The sequence below is a fragment of the Paraburkholderia hospita genome (assembly GCF_002902965.1).
Lineage (GTDB): Bacteria > Pseudomonadota > Gammaproteobacteria > Burkholderiales > Burkholderiaceae > Paraburkholderia > Paraburkholderia hospita.
On sequence record NZ_CP026107.1, the window covers coordinates 44,957 to 61,940 of the forward strand.

The following is a 16,984-nucleotide window of genomic DNA, read 5'->3' on the forward strand; positions in this document are numbered from 1 at the left end:
AGCCAGGCGGCTTTGGGTCGTCCGGCCACTTTCCGGTTGCGGGCTGCGTCCATGCGCTAACCGTTTTCATGAGGACATGACATGAGCACTCGTTCCGAAGGCAAGCCGCTGTTGAGTTTGTTGGGCATCAGTAAGCCAATCATTCAGGCGCCGATGGCAGGCGTCAGCACGCCGGCGCTGGCGGCCGCCGTATCCAATGCGGGCGGCCTCGGCTCGCTCGGCGTGGGCGCGATGAAAGCCGACGCGGCGCGCAAGACGATCCGCGACACGCGCGCGTTGACGAGCGCGCCGTTCAACATCAACGTCTTCTGCCACGCGCCCGCCACGGCCAATGCAAAAGTCGAACAGGAATGGCTGACGTGGCTCGCGCCGCAATTCGCGAAGTACGGCGCACGCGCGCCTGAAAAGCTCGCCGAGATCTACACGAGCTTTGTCGAAGACAAAGCGATGCTCGACGTGTTTGTCGAGGAAAAGCCGGCCGTCGTGAGCTTCCATTTCGGCCTGCCGTCGAAAGAAGTCATCAAGGCGCTGAAGGACGCGGGCATCACGCTGCTGGCGTCGGCGACGAATCTGGACGAAGCGCAGCAGGTGGTCGATGCGGGCGTCGATGCGATCGTCGCGCAGGGCGTCGAAGCGGGCGGCCATCGCGGCATGTTCGACACGCAAGCCTTCGATGAAGGCCTCGGCACGTTCGCGCTCACCCGTCTTCTCGTGGAGAGATTCGATCTGCCCGTTATCGCGTCGGGCGGCATCATGGACGGCGCCGGCATTGCCGCGGTGCTCGCGCTCGGCGCACAGGCCGCGCAACTCGGAACGGCGTTCGTGCCGTGCCCGGAGACGTCGATCGACGACGGCTACCGTCGCGCGATTCTCGGCGATGCCGCGCTTCACACGACGATGACGTCGGCGATTTCGGGCCGTTTGGCGCGTAGCATGGTCAACCGCTTCACGGAACTGGGCCGCGCGGCCGATCGTCCTGCGACGCCGGATTACCCTGTCACCTACGATGCAGGCAAGGCGCTGCACGCGGCCGCGAAAGCGCAGGGCGAGTTCGGCTTCGGCGCGCAATGGGCTGGCCAGGCAGCGGCGCTGGCGCGTTCGCTGCCTGCTGCGGAACTCGTCGCGCGGCTCGAGGCGGAGCTCGACGAAGCGATCCGTCGATTGCAGCAGTTCGCCCGCTGACACATAGAGAGAAGCAACGGCCACCCAATGGATGAACCGACAACGCATGCAGAAACCGGCGGCACGACGCGGCTAGGCGGCGCAAGGCTGCTTTCGATCAACATCGGCGTGTGCCAGCCGCTCGACGTTGGACTCGCATCCGAAGGTCTGAGCGTCGAGTCGGCGATCCGCAAGCGTTCGGTGAGCAGCGCGAGCGAAGGCGCGGTGGTCGAAGTGAAGAAGCTCGGGCTTGTGGGCGACGAGCAGGCCGACCTCAGCGTTCACGGGGGCCTCGACAAGGCCGTTTATCTCTATCCGTTCGAACACTATGCGTGGTGGCGGCAACGGCGCATCGAGGCCGATCTACCCGATGCGGGCGAGCCGTTGGCATTCGGCATGCTCGGTGAGAATCTGACGACGCAGGGCTTGCTGGAATCGGATCTTTGGGTTGGCGATACGCTCGTGATTGATCAGGTCAGGTTACGGGTGGAAGCGCCGCGCAGCCCCTGTTTCAAGCTCAATGCTGCGATGGGGTACAGGAAAGCGGTCAAGCATATGTATCTGAGTGGATTTGCCGGTGTGTATCTGAGCGTCCTGCAGACGGGGTTTATTCAGGCTGGCGCACGCATTGAAGTCGTGCCGGGGCGTAGGGAGGAGTCGGTGAGCAACATTCTCGACTGGCGGCGCGGGAAGGCTCGGCGGGAGCCATGAGGTTTGAGCCTTCGCGGCGCGGGCGTTGCCGGTCGGTGTGCTTGTCTTTGCGCTGGCATCCGCGTATTGCCTTCGCGCTTCGAGCGTCGCCCCTGTGCGGGGCGGCACCTACTTTTCTTTGCCGCCGCAAAGAAAAGTAGGCAAAAGAAAGCGGCTAACACCGCCAACATTTCTTCTTGCCTGAGGGCACCCAACCGGTCCCTCACTTCACACGGCAATCACGTGACTCATGTTCGTTGCCAACGCTCTTGCGGCGCGCCTCACCCGCTTCACGCACCCGCGCTTCACCATGCCGTGCCAGATATTCCACGGCCGCCCAGGTGGCAAACTGTGTGTAGGCCGTAGTGCCTCACACGCCTCGCTCCGGACCGATAGCGCACGCGTTCCCCCCTTTAAGAGCGCCAAGCTATACGCCGCGACAACCTACACACAGTTTGCCACCTGGGCGGCACATACCATTCGCTGCCGCTAGCTCTTGTTTGGGTGTTTGAAGTGGGTGAGGCGGTCATTCGAAGCGTTGGCGACGAACGCGAACAGAAATGCTGCCGTGTGAAGCGTAAGACCCTTTGGGGGCCCTCAGGCAGGAACTAGAGTTGGCGGTGTGAGCCGCTTTCTTTTGCCTACTTTTCTTTGCGGCGGCAAAGAAAAGTAGGTGCCGCCCCGCACAGGGGCGACGCATGAACCGCGAAGGCATAACGCGGATGCCAACGCAAGGGCAAACACACCGACCGGCAACGCCCGCTCCGCGAAGGCTCAAACCGGATGCCAGCGCAAAGGTAAACACACCGACCGGCAACACCTGAAGCACGAAGGCATAACGCGGGTGCCACCAAAAAAACAAAAACGCGACTGGCAACGCCCGCCCCGCAAAGCCAAAAAAACCAAACCGCCCGCGCCGCCAAGGCGCCCAAGCGGATCCCCACACTCAGTCCTTCTTCTCGGCTTTCAGCCGACGATACTCGTCAACCGGCAACCCACCCCATCCCCAGTTTTCCTTCTCGACCTCCTGAATAACGACGAAGGTTGCTTCCAGCGGCTTGTTCAGCACCTTCAGCAGCAACTCGCTCGTTCCCTTGATGAGTTGCGCCTTCTCTTCCGGCGTTACTGCGCTCGTGCCGGGCGTATTTCCCTCGCGCGTAACCTGAATAGTCACGATAGGCATCAGAATCTCCGTAATGTCGTGTGGGACAGGCGCCGTTGCCGGCGCCTCGCCGTGCTTCGTGGCGTGCTTAGTGGCCTGCGCTCTGGCCGCCGTCGACGTGCAGGATCTCGCCCGTGACGAACGACGCGGAATCGAGATACAGCACTGCATTGACGATGTCGCTCATCTCGCCCATGTGGCCGACGGGATGCAGCGAACCCAGTGCTTCGTGCGTTTCCGGCGCGTGCATCGGCGACTTGATGATGCCGGGCGATACAGCGTTCGCGCGGATGCCCGACTTCGCGTATTCGATCGCGAGCGACTTCGTTGCGGCGTTCAGGCCGCCCTTGGTCAGCGACGCGAGAACCGACGGCACGCCCGAGATTGCGTGATCGACGAGGCTCGTCGAGATCTGCAGGACGTGGCCGCTCTTGTTCTTTTCCATCTCGGCGATGGCGAGCTGCGTGATGTGGAAGAAGCCGTTCACATTCACATTCAGCACGGCGGCGTAGTCTTCGGCCGTGTATTGCGTGAACGGCTTGGCGATGAAAATGCCTGCGTTGTTGATCAGCGTGTCGATGCGGCCGAAGCGTGCAATCGCTTCCGAAACGGCGCGTTGCGCGACTGCGCGGTCGCCGATGTCGCCGGCGATCGCCACGACGTTCGCATCGTCCGACGGCTTGATCGAGCGCGCGACAGCGACGACGCGATAACCGTGCTCACGGAAGCCCTTGACGATCTCGGCGCCAATGCCTTGCGATGCACCTGTGACGATTGCGACTTTTTGCGAATTGCTCATGATGGACCTCGAAGAGTTGTTCGGCTTTGTGTCGGAATTGACAGTGCCGTTAGGTCGTAAATCTAGGCTTCCTCGGCGTTGTTGCGAACACCCGGGTTGGACAAACTGTTGTGATTGGGAGGAATAAGTGGGGTTTTTTTGTCTGCGACGCGGGGTGGTTGGTATGCGTTTGCGCTGGCATGTGCGCTATGCCTTCGTGCTTCAAGCGTTGCCGGTCGGTGTTTTGGCCTTTTCGCTGGCATCCGCGTTATGCCTTCGTGCTTCAAGCGTCGCCCCTGTGCGGGGCGGCACCTACTTTTCTTTGCCGCCGCAAAGAAAAGTAGGCAAAAGAAAGCGGCTAACACCGCCAACTCTTCTTCCTGCCTGAGGGCCCCCAAAGGGTCTTACGCTTCACACGGCAATCACGTGACCCATGTTCGTTGCCAACGCTCTTGCGGTGCGCCTCACCCGCTTCACGCACCCGAGTTGCCGCACGCCGTCTCAGATATTCCACCGCCGCCCAGGTGGCAAACTGTGTGTAGGTCGTAGTGCCTCGCACGCCTCACTCCGGACCGATAGCGCATGCATTCCACCCTGTAAGAGCGCCACCCTATACGACGCGGCAACCTACACACAGTTTGCCACCTGGGCGGCACATACCATTCGCTGCTGCTTGCCCGAGTACGGGTATTCGAAGCGGGTGAGGCGTTCGTTCGAAGCGTTGGCAACGAGCACCAACCAGGGCACTGCCGTGTGAAGCGTGGGACCGTTGGGGGCCCTCAGGCAAAAACTAGAACGGCGGTGTGAGCCGCTTTCTTTTGCCTACTTTTCTTTGCGGCGGCAAAGAAAAGTAGGTGCCGCCCCGCACAGGGGCGACGCATGAAGCACGAAGGCATAACGCGGATGCCCGCGAAAAGGCAAACAACCAAACCGCATGCGCAGCAAATCCCGCCTCGCGGACGCCAGCGAAGCAGGCACAAAAAAACCGACACACTGCCTGTGGTACTGCACACCAAATGAAACTGACTGTTGCGAGCTTGATCATTCACGCTGATCGACCGTGCCAACGCAGTCAAAAACGGCGACGCCCATGCCTAAAAAGCCGCGCCGGGCAAGCCGGACACGGCGTCATACGCGAACGATCAGCCCATCGAACCAGGGCCAGAAACCCGCACTACTCGTTAGGCGCAAACCCCGGAAGCACGTCCTCATGCAATTCATCAAGTATCTGCCGATAATCCCGCGGCGTCACACGAGGGTTCAACGCGACGTGCGACACCCCATGCTCCCGCGCCAGATCGAGGTAATCCCGCAGCGCGCGACTTCCAATCGCAAAACCGCCACCGATCCGCTTGAACGGAAAATCCCGCCGCGGATGCAGGTACAAAAACCCGCCAAACGCGAGCGGCTTCGCGTCGCCATCGGGGTTCGTCTGACGATTCGTTTCTCTCCACTCATCGGCGAATGATTGCAACCGCGCAGGTTCCGGCACGAATCCAAGATACCCGTCCATATTGCCCGCGATCCAACCAAGCGTCTGCTGCGAGCGCCCGACCGCGATAGTCGGCACTCTCCCGAACACAGGCTTCGGCAGCATGGTCAGCGAGCCATCTCCGCGTCCAAAACACTCCGATTCGAAGCGCGGAAAGTTCTGCTCGCTCACGCTGCGATAAACCCCATATGCATCGCGGAAACGCTCCCCGCGACTTTCAAAGTCGATGCCAAACACGGGATATTCGGAAGGCCGATCACCCGACGACATCCCTATCACGATGCGTCCGCCCGTCAGCCTGTCGAGCGAATTGACCTGCTTGGCGAGCATGAGCGGCTCGCGCATCGGCAGCACGATGCCTGTCGTGCCGAGCGTGATGCGCTCGGTCGCGGTGGCGAGGTGCCCGATGTAGATCAGCGGCTCGAAGATCTGCCCGGAATCGCCGTATTGCGGATCGTAGAACGGGATATCGCGCGCCCACAACGCGGCCACGCCGGCTTGTTCGGCACGTTGCGCCATCTGCAGATGGTCGGCCATTGACGGATGAGGCGACGCGGCGTGCGTTTCGAGCGGCAGGATCAGCCCGACGGTGAGCGCGTCGCGCCGGAAGACGCGGTCGTAACCGCGATGACCCTGCAAAGGGAACGGAGTGCGCTCGACTTGCGTTTCGGGAAAAGCGATTGGCATGTCCATGATGTTTTCCTCCAGTGACGTCAGCTTACGGACATGCGTCGACGGGAAAAACACAGCGCCGCTAACAACACTTGATACACGGCGTCAATAGAGATGGACAGCAGGCAAGCGCGTGAAAAACTTCGTTTCACTCACGATGATGGTATGCATCATCAATCATCATTTTACTTGATCGATCGTCGCTCCTATCGTTGAGGAAAACAGAAGAGCGTGTCGGGTAGCCCTCGAATGCGCCTACTTCGAAACGAAATACAGGAGACATCGTGGTCCAAACGACTGCACTTCACAACGTCCGGTTGTCGCCGGCGTTCGTACGACTCGTCGCGCGTAGGCGCAGGCTCGTCATATTGCTCACGCTCGGTACCTTGCTGCCTTACTACGCTTTCGTGCTGATAGCAGGCTTCGCGCCGAAAGTGCTCGCGTTGAAGCTGTTTCCCGGCAGTGTCATGACGATCAGCTGGCCGTTGGGCGTCGCGCTGATCGTCGGCACGTGGATACTGACGGGCATCTATATTCGCCGCGCAAACGGCGAGTTCGACGAGTTGACCGCTCAGGTCCTGGCGGGAGACGCGCAATGAAACGATGCGTCAAACTCATCGGCGGCGTGCTGGCCGCTTTCATCGCCTGTGACGCAATGGCAGCAGCGGAAGTGCTCGAAAAAGTACAGAAGCAGCCGCTCAACACGACGGCCATCGTCATGTTCCTCGCGTTCGTCGTTGCGACGCTCGGCATCACGTTTTGGGCCGCGTCGAAGACGAAGTCGATGAAGGACTTCTACAACGCGGGCGGCGGCATTTCCGGTTTTCAGAACGGCCTCGCGCTGGCGGGCGACTATATGTCGGCAGCGGCGCTGCTCGGCGTGACGAGCATGATCTTCTTCAATGGCTACGACGGCATGCTCTACGCGGTGAGCTTCTTCGTCGCGTGGCCATTGCTGATGTTCCTGTTTGCCGAGCGCATCAGAAATCTGGGGCAGGTCACGATCGCCGACATCGCATCGTTCAGACTCGACCAGCAGAGAATACGCACGCTGATGGCATTCGGCTCGCTGACGGTGGTGTGCTTCTATCTCGTCGTGCAGATGGTGGGCGCGGGTCAGCTGATCCAGTTGCTGTTCGGGCTTCAATACAACTATGCCGTCATCGTGGTCGGCGCGCTGATGGCGGTGTATGTGACCTTCGGCGGTATGGTTGCGACAACGTGGGTGCAGATCATCAAGGCCGTACTCATGCTGTTCGGCGCGACGCTGCTTGCGGTTCTCGCGTTGAGCAAGTTCGGTTTTTCGATCGACGACATGTTCGCTCAAGCGATCGCCACACATAAGAGCGGCGCCGGCATCATGCTGCCGAGCAAGCTCGTCGCCGATCCGTTTGCGATGCTGTCGCTGTCGGTGGGACTGGTGTTCGGCACGTCGGGGCTGCCGCATATCCTGATGCGCTTCTTCACGGTGCCGGATGCAAAGGCGGCGCGCAAGTCCGTGTTCGTCGCGACGGGCTTTATCGGGTACTTCTTCCTGATCGTCATGGTGCTCGGCACAGCCGCGATTGTGATCGTGGGCCGCAATCCGTCGTTCTACGAGGGCGGCGTGATCGGGGGCAAGCTGATCGGCGGCGGCAACATGCCCGTCATGCATCTGGCGAAGGCAATGGGCGGAGACCTCGTGCTGGGCTTCCTGTCCGCCGTCGCCTTTGCAACGATCCTCGCTGTCGTGGCGGGACTCACGATGGCAGGCACATCGGCTATCTCGCACGATCTGTACGCGATGGTGATCAAGCGCAATCGCGCCGATCAAGCGAAGGAAAAGCGTGTATCGAGAATCGCATCGATTGCGATCGCGTGCGTGGCAATCCTGCTCGGCATCGTGTTCAAGGATCAGAACGTCGCGTTCCTCGTGGCGCTGACATTCAGCGTGGCCGCGTCGGTCAATTTTCCGATCCTCACGCTCGCGATCTACTGGAAAGGCTTGACGACGCGCGGCGCGCTGATGGGCGGCATTGCGGGGCTCGTGAGTGCAGTGGGTCTGGTCGTGCTGTCGCCCGCCGTGTGGGTCAAGGTACTCGGACACGCGACGCCGATCTTCCCGTACGACTACCCCGCAATCATTTCGATGACGATCGCCTTCTTCTTCACATGGATCGGATCGGTCACCGATCAGGGCGCGCGAGCGGCGAACGAACGCGAGCAATTCGACGATCAATTCGTTCGCGCACAGACGGGCATCGGTTCGTCGCGCGCCGCCAGTCATTAGAGAACTGCTGCAATCGATAGGGAATAAAAATGTCGAACTCGCCTATGTCATCCACACACGATGTTCAAGCGCACGGCACGCACGCACAGGGCCGCTTGCAGTGGCGCGATACCGGTCTGGGTTTTTCGCCCGTCACGATCGCGTTGCACTGGATCGTCGCGGCGCTAGTGCTCGCGATCATCGGAATCGAGATTGCGCTTGTTGCGTCGCCCAACGTCGAACTAGCGAGGGTTCTGAACCTGCTCGGCGCAATCCTGTTTCCGATCTCGGCCTATCGGTTTTGGGCGCGCGTGACGTCGTGGCATCCGCTGCCGCTCGGCACGCCGAATCCTGTCGAGGTGATCGTGAGCCGGTCGGTTGCGACTGCGCTGGCGCTGGCGATGGTGCTGCTGCCTGTCGCCGCGTGGCTGGCGAAATCGGCGGCTGGCCAGCTTGTCGAATTGCCCGGCGGATGGATCATTCCGTCGCCGATGCATCCAAACGCGCAGGCCGCGCAGGTCTTCGATGTTCTTTTCAAGATCGGCGCAACGCCGTTTGTGCTTGGCCTGGCGCTGCATATCTTCGGTGCCTGCAAGAATCATTTCGTGTTGAAGAACGATGCGTTGAAACGCATGCTTGGCAAACGCGTGGAGCTTTGAATCATGAGCACAACAGGTTTTGAGTTTGGTGGAAACGCCGTCACGAAGCTTTGCGGCGTCAGATATCCGATCTTCCTCGCTGGCATGGCCGCGATCTCCGGTCCGAAGCTTGTTGCGGCCGTCGCCAATGCGGGCGGGATGGGAACGGTGGGCGGATTGCGTCTGCCGCCGCTCGCGTTGCGGCGATGGATCCGGGAAACGAAAGAACTGACTGACAAGCCGTTCGGCGTCAATCTCGTTCCTTCGTTTGGCGGTCCGGATGTATTCGAGGCGCAGTTTCAGGTCGTGTTGCAGGAAAGGCCCAGGATGCTGTCGCTGTTCTATGCGGAGAACTATCCGCACATGATTTCGCGCGCGAAAGACGCGGGCATGGTGGTCATGGTGCAGGTCGGTTCCGTCGAACTCGCGCGCAAGGCTATCGCGCAGGGCGCCGATATCATCACTGCGCAAGGCAGCGAGAGCGGCGGGCATCTGAACCGCGGCACGATTGGACTGCTTTCGCTACTGCCGTCGCTTATCTCTGCGGCGGGCGGGCGTCCTGTGCTCGCGGCAGGCGGGATCACGAATCGCGACGACGTCCGCACTGTGATGAACATGGGCGCGGGCGGCGTGCTCTGCGGTACTGCGTTCGTTGCGTGTGACGAGTCGAATGCGCATCCGCTTTACAAGCAAAAGATCGTGGATGCGACTGTCGATGACACCGAATACCGTACCGGCTATTCGTTCGGCTGGAAATACGGCACGCCGCACCGGGTCATTCCGAATCGCGACAAGTGGAATTTGTTGCGGCATATCGGCGGCGGCGCGCGCGTGATCGACAAGCCGAGAATGGCGCAGAAGCTGTCGTTGTATGCGGGGCAGGGTGTTGGGAAGATCGACCGTGTGGTGTCGGCGGCGGCGCGTGTTGAGGAGCTTGTGAAGGGGTTTGCTGACGAGGGCGAGCGGGATGCGGTTGAACGGCTCGAGGGGGTTAGGTTGCGCTATGCGTAGGGTGGGGTGATTCGACGGCCGGGCATTGAGGTCGGCTCGTCGTGTGCGGGGCGGGAGGCGCTGATTGCGGCCAATCATTGCCGCTCGCCCATCGCACAGAACTGTCTCGAACGGCTGGTCCACATCCGAAACACGCCCGATACCCAAGGCGAGCATCTCGGCCTTAGCCGACATTGATTGGGCTGGGCCAGGTTCGACGTCAGCAATGTGGCGGATTGCCGACGGCATCGCGCAAGCGGACAACGGCTTGCCGCATCAGCGAACTCACACTGGCGACCCACATTGGTCTTGGCACTCCGCGTCCCGTAGATGGCACATCCGGTGGAGCAAACGGCCCTATCTCTTCCGGCCGGTTGCCGACTTCAAGCACTAGCAGCTTCGTCAATGTGGTCGGTGTTAACCCGCTAAAACCCCTCCGGCGCTTGCAATCCCTCCCGGTACGACTCAAAATGTAAGCGCTAACACGATATTTTCAGCGCGCTATTAGCGAATGGACGGGCTGAGACTCACGACAGCGCGTCAAAATGTAAGCGCTAACATAAAATGAGGAAACGGATCGAGCGCTCAGCGCAATGCGCCGTGGCGCGCAGACCTCTATCCCAATGCGCGCCGAAGTGGACGCGCAATTCCAGGCTGCCCGACAGCGTATCGGCGCGGCCCGACGCAACTCAATCGGACACATGAAGCGGAGACAACGATCATGAGCGCAACCCCTGACCACGAGCAGGCCCCACCGAAAATTCGCCGGGCCCAGATCGTGGCGCTGACGCTGTTGATGGTCAGCGGCATCGTCAACTATCTGGACCGTGGCACGCTCGCCGTCGCCAACCCGCTGATCCGACATGACCTCGGCTTGTCGCTGGGTCAGATGGGGCTGCTGCTCTCCGCGTTCTCCTGGAGCTATGCGCTATTTCAGTTGCCGGTGGGCGGTCTCGTCGATCGCATTGGGCCGCGCAAGCTGCTCGGCATCGGCCTGATCGTCTGGTCGCTCGCGCAGGCCGCCGGCGGCTTCGTCTCGACCTTCGGCTGGTTCATCCTTGCGCGGATCGTGCTCGGTATCGGCGAGGCGCCGCAGTTTCCGTCGGCGGCGCGCGTCGTCAGCAACTGGTTTCCACTGCGCGCCCGCGGCAAGCCGACGGGCATCTTCAACTCGGCTTCCCCGCTCGGCACAGCGCTCGCGCCGCTCTGCCTGTCAATCCTCGTCGTGAATTTCCACTGGCGCTGGGCGTTCATCGTGACGGGCATCGTCGGCCTGTTCGTGGCGGTCGTATGGCTTGCGGTGTATCGCGATCCCGTGAAGGCGACGATGACCGAAGAAGAGCGCCGTTATCTCGAAGGTGACGAGGCGGATCGCAAGCCTGCGCCGTCGCTCACCTTCGCTGAATGGCGTTCGCTGTTTTCGCATGGCACCACCTGGGGCATGCTGATCGGCTTTTTCGGCTCGGTCTACCTCAACTGGGTGTACCTGACGTGGCTGCCGGGCTACCTGACGATGGAACGCCACATGAGCCTGATGCACACGGGCGTCGCGGCATCGATTCCCTTCTTCTGCGGCTTTCTTGGCTCGCTCACGGCCGGGTGGTTCTCGGATCTCATGACGAGCCGCAGCACGAATCCCGTCGGGAGCCGCCGCAACGCGGTGGTGATCGCGATGCTCGGCATGGTCGCGTTCACGATTCCGGCGGCGCTTGTGGAGAGCAATACGATCGCGATCGCGTGCATCTCGGTGGTGATCTTCCTGGCCAACGCCGCTTCAGCCAGTTCATGGGCGCTGGCGACGGCCGCTGCGCCACCCAACCGCATCGGCTCGCTCGGCGCGATCCAGAATTTCGGCGGCTTCCTGGGCGGCGCCCTTGCGCCCATCCTGACCGGCTACATCGCGCAGAACTGGTCCTTTGTGCCCGCGCTGCTGACAGCGGCAGGCATCGCGTTCGTCGGCGCGATGAGCTATGTGCTGTTCGTACGCAAGCCGATCGAGGATAAGCCCGCACACGTCGAAGCCATTCGAGCGCAGGCGTGACGAGATCGCACGCCGGGCCCCATTCAACACGTTCAGAGAGATAATCATGACGAGCGTCACGCATTCCCCCACTTCAATCGAAGGCATCGTTCCCGTGATGCTGACACCGTTCGACGCTTCCGGCATGATCGACTACGCCGGCCTCGAACGTCTGATCGAGTGGTACATCGCGCACGGCTCGGACGCGCTCTTTGCCGTCGCGCAGTCGAGCGAGATGCAGTTTCTGAGCCTCGCCGAGCGCGGTGAACTCGGCCGGTTCGTCGTAGAGAAGGTGGCGGGCCGCATTCCCGTCGTGGTCTCCGGTCACATCAGCGACGACCCCGATGCCCAGGCGGAAGAACTCGGCGTCGCTGCATCGACGGGCGCGCAAGGCATCGTGCTCGTGACGAACCGGCTCGATCCGAAGCACGAGGGAACGGAGGTCTTCACGGCCAATCTCAAGCGGCTTCTCAAGCGCCTGCCGCCCGACATTCCGCTCGGTCTCTACGAGTGCCCGGCGCCGTATCGGCGGCTCCTCTCCGACGATGAACTGAAGATGTGCATCGACACGGGCCGCTTCATCATGCTGAAGGACGTGAGTTGCGATCTCCAGACCGTCAAACGGCGCGTCGCGATGGCGCAGGGTTCGCCGCTGAAGGTCCTGAACGCCAACGCGGCGATCGCGTGGGACGCGATGAAGGCCGGCTCGGCAGGCTTCAACGGCGTGTTCACGAACTTTCACCCGGACCTCTACAAGTGGCTGCGCAACGATGCAGCACAGGACCCGGCACTCGCGGAGGAACTGTCGACGTTTCTCGTTCTCGCCGCCGTTTCGGAATCGCTCGGCTATCCGGCGCTCGCGAAGATTTACCATCAGCGCATCGGCACGTTCGAGTCGATTCGCTGTCGCGTGATCGACTACGACGTTCGCGAGCGCTTCTGGGCGCTCGATGCGGTGCTCGACAAGATCGTCGCCGGCACCGAGGATTTCCGCTCGCGCATCGCCGCGCTCGGCGCGCCCGCATGAGCATGAGCGTGCGCGCGCCCGGCGAAACGCCGCGACGGTATGATGACGGCGCTTGCTGCGTCCGCCCTCGTCCAACCGTCACTGCCTGATCCGATGCCTCGCTCCCCTGACTCCCCCGCGCCCGCTGCCGACAAGGCCCTGGCCCGCACGCCAACGAGCCGCGCCCGCCGCAATACAGGACGCACGGTGCTCTCGGATGTCGCGAAGCTCGCGGGGGTATCGACGGCGACCGTGTCGCGCGTTTACAACGAGCCGGACAAAGTCTCGGCCAACGTACGTGAGCGCGTCGAGCACGCCGCGCTCACGCTCAACTGGTTTCCGAATGCGGCGGGACGCGCGCTCGCGTCGACGCGCAGCCATATTGCCGGCATCATCATTCCGACCCTCGACGATCAGGTGTTCGCCTCGCAGGTGAGCGGCATGCAGGCGGCATTCGCGGCGCGCGGCATCACGCTCGTGCTCGGTTGCTCGAACTACGACCCCGCGCAGGCGATCGTGCAGGTGCGCGCGATGCTCGCGCGCGGCGTTGAGGCGATGGCTATCGTTGGCGAGGCGCATCCGGCCGAACTGTTCGATGCATTGCGGCTCTATCGGGTGCCTTATGCCGTCACGTATGCGTATCGCGAGGGCAGCCCGCACGACTGCGTCGGCTTCGACAATCACGCGGCCTACGTTGAAATAACGGAACATCTGATTGGCCTCGGCCACCGCGCGTTCGCGGTCTGCATCCAGCCGACTCGCGACAACGACCGGGTCCAGGCGCGCGTCGCAGGCATTCGTTCGGCGCTCGAACGACACGGCCTCGCCGTCAGGCCGGAGCACATGTTCGAAGGCGAATCGACGATCGGATTCGGGCGGCGCAGCTTGCGCTCGATCTGGCAATCGGCGGGCGAGCACCCGACCGCGATCATCTGCGGCAACGACCACATTGCGTTGGGCGTGCTGCGCGAGGCGGAGGATCTGGGGATCGCCATTCCAGGCGAATTGTCCGTAACGGGCTTCGACGATCTCGCGATCGCGAAAGAGATGCGTCCCGCACTCACGACCATGCGGGTCGACACCGCCGAGATTGGAAGGCTTGCGGCGCAACACCTGCTCGACGCACTCGATGGCAAGCGCGTTCAGCATGGACATGAGGTGCGTGCGCAATTACAGGTTCGCGAGTCCACGGGGTCATGCCCGAGCCAGGTTTCGCGGCGATCCTGATAGCGCGTGCGGACCCGAAGGTCCGCTTCCTGGCTGGAACAGCTGGTTGAATGCCCTTCATCTTGAACGTTTCTGTTTCTCAACTCTTATATAAGACATAAGACATTTGACCTCGTGGGGCATTGCAATTAAAATCGCGATCAAAGCGGTGCCCGGAGCAGCTTCGACGTGCCTGAAAAGTCCTCCCCTGAAACGCAATACCAGCAGGTCTCCCATGCTTGAAAACTTTCGTGCTCATGTAGCCGCGCGCGCCGCGCTCGGCATTCCTCCCCTGCCGCTGACGGCTCAGCAGACCGCCGAGCTGGTGGAACTGCTGACGAATCCGCCCGCCGGCGAAGAGCAGACCCTGCTCGACCTGATCACCAACCGCGTGCCCGCAGGTGTGGACGAAGCCGCGCGCGTGAAGGCGGGCTTCCTGGCCGCCGTGGCCAAAGGCGAGACCGCCTGCGCGCTGATCTCGCGCGCCCGCGCCACTGAATTGCTCGGCACGATGCTGGGCGGCTACAACATCCAGCCGCTGATCGAACTGCTGCCCGACGCCGAAGTCGGCACCGTGGCCGCCGAAGCGCTGAAGAAAACCCTGCTGATGTTCGACCAGTTCCACGACGTCAAGGAACTGGCGGACAAGGGCAACGCCAACGCCCGCGCCGTGCTGCAAAGCTGGGCCGACGCCGAATGGTTCACCAGCCGTCCGGAAGTGCCGCAAAGCCTGACCATCACCGTGTTCAAGGTGACGGGCGAAACCAACACCGACGACCTGTCGCCCGCCCCGGATGCCACCACCCGCCCGGACATCCCGCTGCACGCGCTGGCGATGCTGAAGAACGCCCGCCCCGGCATCACGCCGGAAGAGGACGGCAAGCGTGGTCCCATCAAGTTCATCGAGTCGCTGAAGGAAAAGGGCCACCTGGTCGCGTACGTGGGCGACGTGGTCGGCACCGGCTCCTCGCGCAAGTCGGCTACGAACTCGGTGCTGTGGTTCACGGGCGAAGACATCCCCTTCATCCCGAACAAGCGTTTCGGCGGCGTGTGCCTGGGCAGCAAGATCGCACCGATCTTCTACAACACGATGGAAGATGCCGGCGCGCTGCCGATCGAACTCGACGTGTCGAAGATGGAAATGGGTGACGTGGTCGAACTGCGCCCCTACGAAGGCAAGGCGCTGAAGAACGGCGCAGTGATCGCCGAGTTTCAGGTCAAGTCCGACGTGCTGTTCGATGAAGTGCGCGCAGGCGGCCGCATTCCGCTGATCATCGGCCGCGGATTGACCGCCAAGGCACGTGAAGCGCTGGGCCTGGCTCCGTCCACGCTGTTCCGCCTGCCGCAGCAACCGGCCGACAGCGGCAAGGGCTTCTCGCTCGCGCAGAAGATGGTCGGCCGCGCCTGCGGTCTGCCGGAAGGTAAGGGCGTCCGCCCGGGCACGTACTGCGAACCGCGCATGACTTCGGTCGGCTCGCAGGACACGACCGGCCCGATGACCCGCGACGAACTGAAGGACCTGGCGTGCCTGGGCTTCTCGGCCGATCTCGTCATGCAGTCGTTCTGCCACACGGCCGCTTATCCGAAGCCGGTCGACGTGAAGACCCACCAGACGCTGCCGAACTTCATCAGCAACCGCGGCGGCATCGCGCTGCGCCCCGGCGACGGCGTGATCCACTCGTGGCTGAACCGCATGCTGCTGCCCGACACCGTCGGCACGGGCGGCGACTCGCACACCCGCTTCCCGATTGGCATCAGCTTCCCGGCCGGTTCGGGCCTGGTCGCCTTTGCGGCCGCTACGGGGACGATGCCGCTGGACATGCCGGAATCGGTGCTGGTCCGCTTCAAGGGCAAGATGCAGCCGGGCGTGACCCTGCGTGATCTCGTCAACGCCATTCCGCTGTACGCGATCAAGCAAGGCATGCTGACGGTTGCCAAGCAAGGCAAGAAGAACATCTTCTCCGGCCGCATTCTCGAGATCGAAGGCCTGCCCGATCTGAAGGTCGAGCAAGCTTTCGAATTGTCGGATGCTTCCGCCGAGCGCTCGGCCGCCGGTTGCTCGGTCCACCTGAACAAGGAACCGATCATCGAATACCTCAACAGCAACGTCACGCTGCTGAAGTGGATGATCGCCGAAGGCTACCAGGACCCGCGCAGCCTGCAGCGCCGCATCAAGGCGATGGAGCAGTGGCTGGCCGACCCGCAACTGCTGTCGCCGGATGCCGACGCCGAGTACGCAGCCGTCATCGAGATCGACCTGGCCGACATCCACGAGCCGATCGTGGCCTGCCCGAATGATCCGGACGACGTGAAGACGCTGTCTGATGTGGCCGGTGCGAAGATCGACGAAGTGTTCATCGGCTCGTGCATGACCAACATCGGTCACTTCCGTGCCGCGTCGAAGCTGCTGGAAGGCAAGCGAGACATCCCCGTCAAGCTGTGGGTTGCCCCGCCGACCAAGATGGATCAGAAGCAGCTGACCGAAGAGGGCCACTATGGCGTCTTCGGCACAGCCGGTGCGCGCACCGAAATGCCGGGTTGCTCGCTGTGCATGGGCAACCAGGCGCAAGTGCGCGAAGGCGCGACGGTCATGTCGACCTCGACCCGTAACTTCCCGAACCGCCTGGGCAAGAACACGAACGTGTATCTCGGCTCGGCGGAACTGGCGGCGATCTGCTCGCGCCTGGGCAAGATCCCGAGCAAAGAGGAGTACATGGCCGACATGGGCGTGCTCAACGCCAATGGCGACAAGATCTATCAATACATGAACTTCGACCAGATCGAGGACTTCAAGAAAGTGGCCGACACGGTGCAGATGTAAGCGCGTATCGGGCTACGGCGTGTTGTACTCGTCGTAGCGCCACGCAATGGCGCCGCGGGCTGAATGCCTGCGGCGCCATTTTTTTTGGTGGCGAGTCGAC

Annotated in this window: 13 protein-coding genes; 10 read left to right on the forward strand and 3 right to left on the reverse strand. The window is 62.2% G+C overall.

Annotated features, from left to right (window positions below):
* Positions 1-81: 81 nt before the first annotated feature.
* On the forward strand, positions 82-1,182 hold the full coding sequence (locus C2L64_RS33380; protein ID WP_007580256.1) for an NAD(P)H-dependent flavin oxidoreductase: 1,101 nt from the start codon (positions 82-84) through the stop codon (positions 1,180-1,182).
* Between the two features lie 27 nt (positions 1,183-1,209).
* A complete protein-coding gene (locus C2L64_RS33385) occupies positions 1,210-1,872 on the forward strand; it encodes an MOSC domain-containing protein (protein ID WP_007580255.1) in 663 nt (220 codons plus the stop codon).
* A gap of 925 nt (positions 1,873-2,797) precedes the next feature.
* Here the strand turns inward: C2L64_RS33385 and C2L64_RS33390 are convergent.
* The 3 genes from C2L64_RS33390 to C2L64_RS33400 form a co-directional block, all read right to left on the reverse strand.
* The gene (locus C2L64_RS33390; RefSeq protein WP_007580254.1) at positions 2,798-3,034 is read right to left on the reverse strand and encodes a tautomerase family protein; all 237 of its coding nucleotides are present in this window, start codon (positions 3,032-3,034) and stop codon (positions 2,798-2,800) included.
* 67 nt (positions 3,035-3,101) lie between these two features.
* Positions 3,102-3,812 (reverse strand): SDR family NAD(P)-dependent oxidoreductase, encoded by a 711-nt coding sequence (locus C2L64_RS33395; RefSeq protein ID WP_079487256.1) that lies wholly within the window; start codon positions 3,810-3,812, stop codon positions 3,102-3,104.
* 1,153 nt (positions 3,813-4,965) lie between these two features.
* Entirely contained in the window at positions 4,966-5,976 is a 1,011-nt protein-coding gene (locus C2L64_RS33400) for a TIGR03571 family LLM class oxidoreductase (protein ID WP_007584136.1), read from the reverse strand.
* 263 nt (positions 5,977-6,239) lie between these two features.
* On the opposite strand from C2L64_RS33400, the gene C2L64_RS33405 reads away from it, so the two are divergent.
* The 8 genes from C2L64_RS33405 (at position 6,240) to acnB (ending at position 16,884) form a co-directional block, all read left to right on the forward strand.
* Positions 6,240-6,554: a DUF485 domain-containing protein gene (locus C2L64_RS33405; protein ID WP_007584137.1), complete on the forward strand. Its 315-nt coding sequence runs from the start codon at positions 6,240-6,242 to the stop codon at positions 6,552-6,554.
* Positions 6,551-8,224 (forward strand): cation acetate symporter, encoded by a 1,674-nt coding sequence (locus C2L64_RS33410; protein WP_007584138.1) that lies wholly within the window; start codon positions 6,551-6,553, stop codon positions 8,222-8,224. The genes C2L64_RS33405 and C2L64_RS33410 overlap by 4 nt, the downstream gene beginning before the upstream one ends.
* 44 nt (positions 8,225-8,268) lie before the next feature.
* Positions 8,269-8,862, forward strand: coding sequence for a cytochrome b (locus C2L64_RS33415; RefSeq protein WP_007584140.1), 594 nt, complete (start codon positions 8,269-8,271; stop codon positions 8,860-8,862).
* A 3-nt stretch (positions 8,863-8,865) separates the two neighbouring features.
* Positions 8,866-9,852, forward strand: a complete 987-nt coding sequence (locus C2L64_RS33420) for an NAD(P)H-dependent flavin oxidoreductase (RefSeq protein WP_007584145.1) — start codon at positions 8,866-8,868, stop codon at positions 9,850-9,852.
* 700 nt (positions 9,853-10,552) lie between these two features.
* A complete protein-coding gene (locus C2L64_RS33425; protein ID WP_007584147.1) occupies positions 10,553-11,872 on the forward strand; it encodes an MFS transporter in 1,320 nt (439 codons plus the stop codon).
* A gap of 46 nt (positions 11,873-11,918) precedes the next feature.
* Entirely contained in the window at positions 11,919-12,878 is a 960-nt protein-coding gene (locus C2L64_RS33430) for a dihydrodipicolinate synthase family protein (protein WP_007584149.1), read from the forward strand.
* A gap of 93 nt (positions 12,879-12,971) precedes the next feature.
* On the forward strand, positions 12,972-14,084 hold the full coding sequence (locus tag C2L64_RS33435) for a LacI family DNA-binding transcriptional regulator (RefSeq protein ID WP_176133804.1): 1,113 nt from the start codon (positions 12,972-12,974) through the stop codon (positions 14,082-14,084).
* Between the two features lie 214 nt (positions 14,085-14,298).
* Positions 14,299-16,884 (forward strand): bifunctional aconitate hydratase 2/2-methylisocitrate dehydratase, encoded by a 2,586-nt coding sequence (acnB, locus tag C2L64_RS33440; protein ID WP_007584151.1) that lies wholly within the window; start codon positions 14,299-14,301, stop codon positions 16,882-16,884.
* Positions 16,885-16,984: the final 100 nt, after the last annotated feature.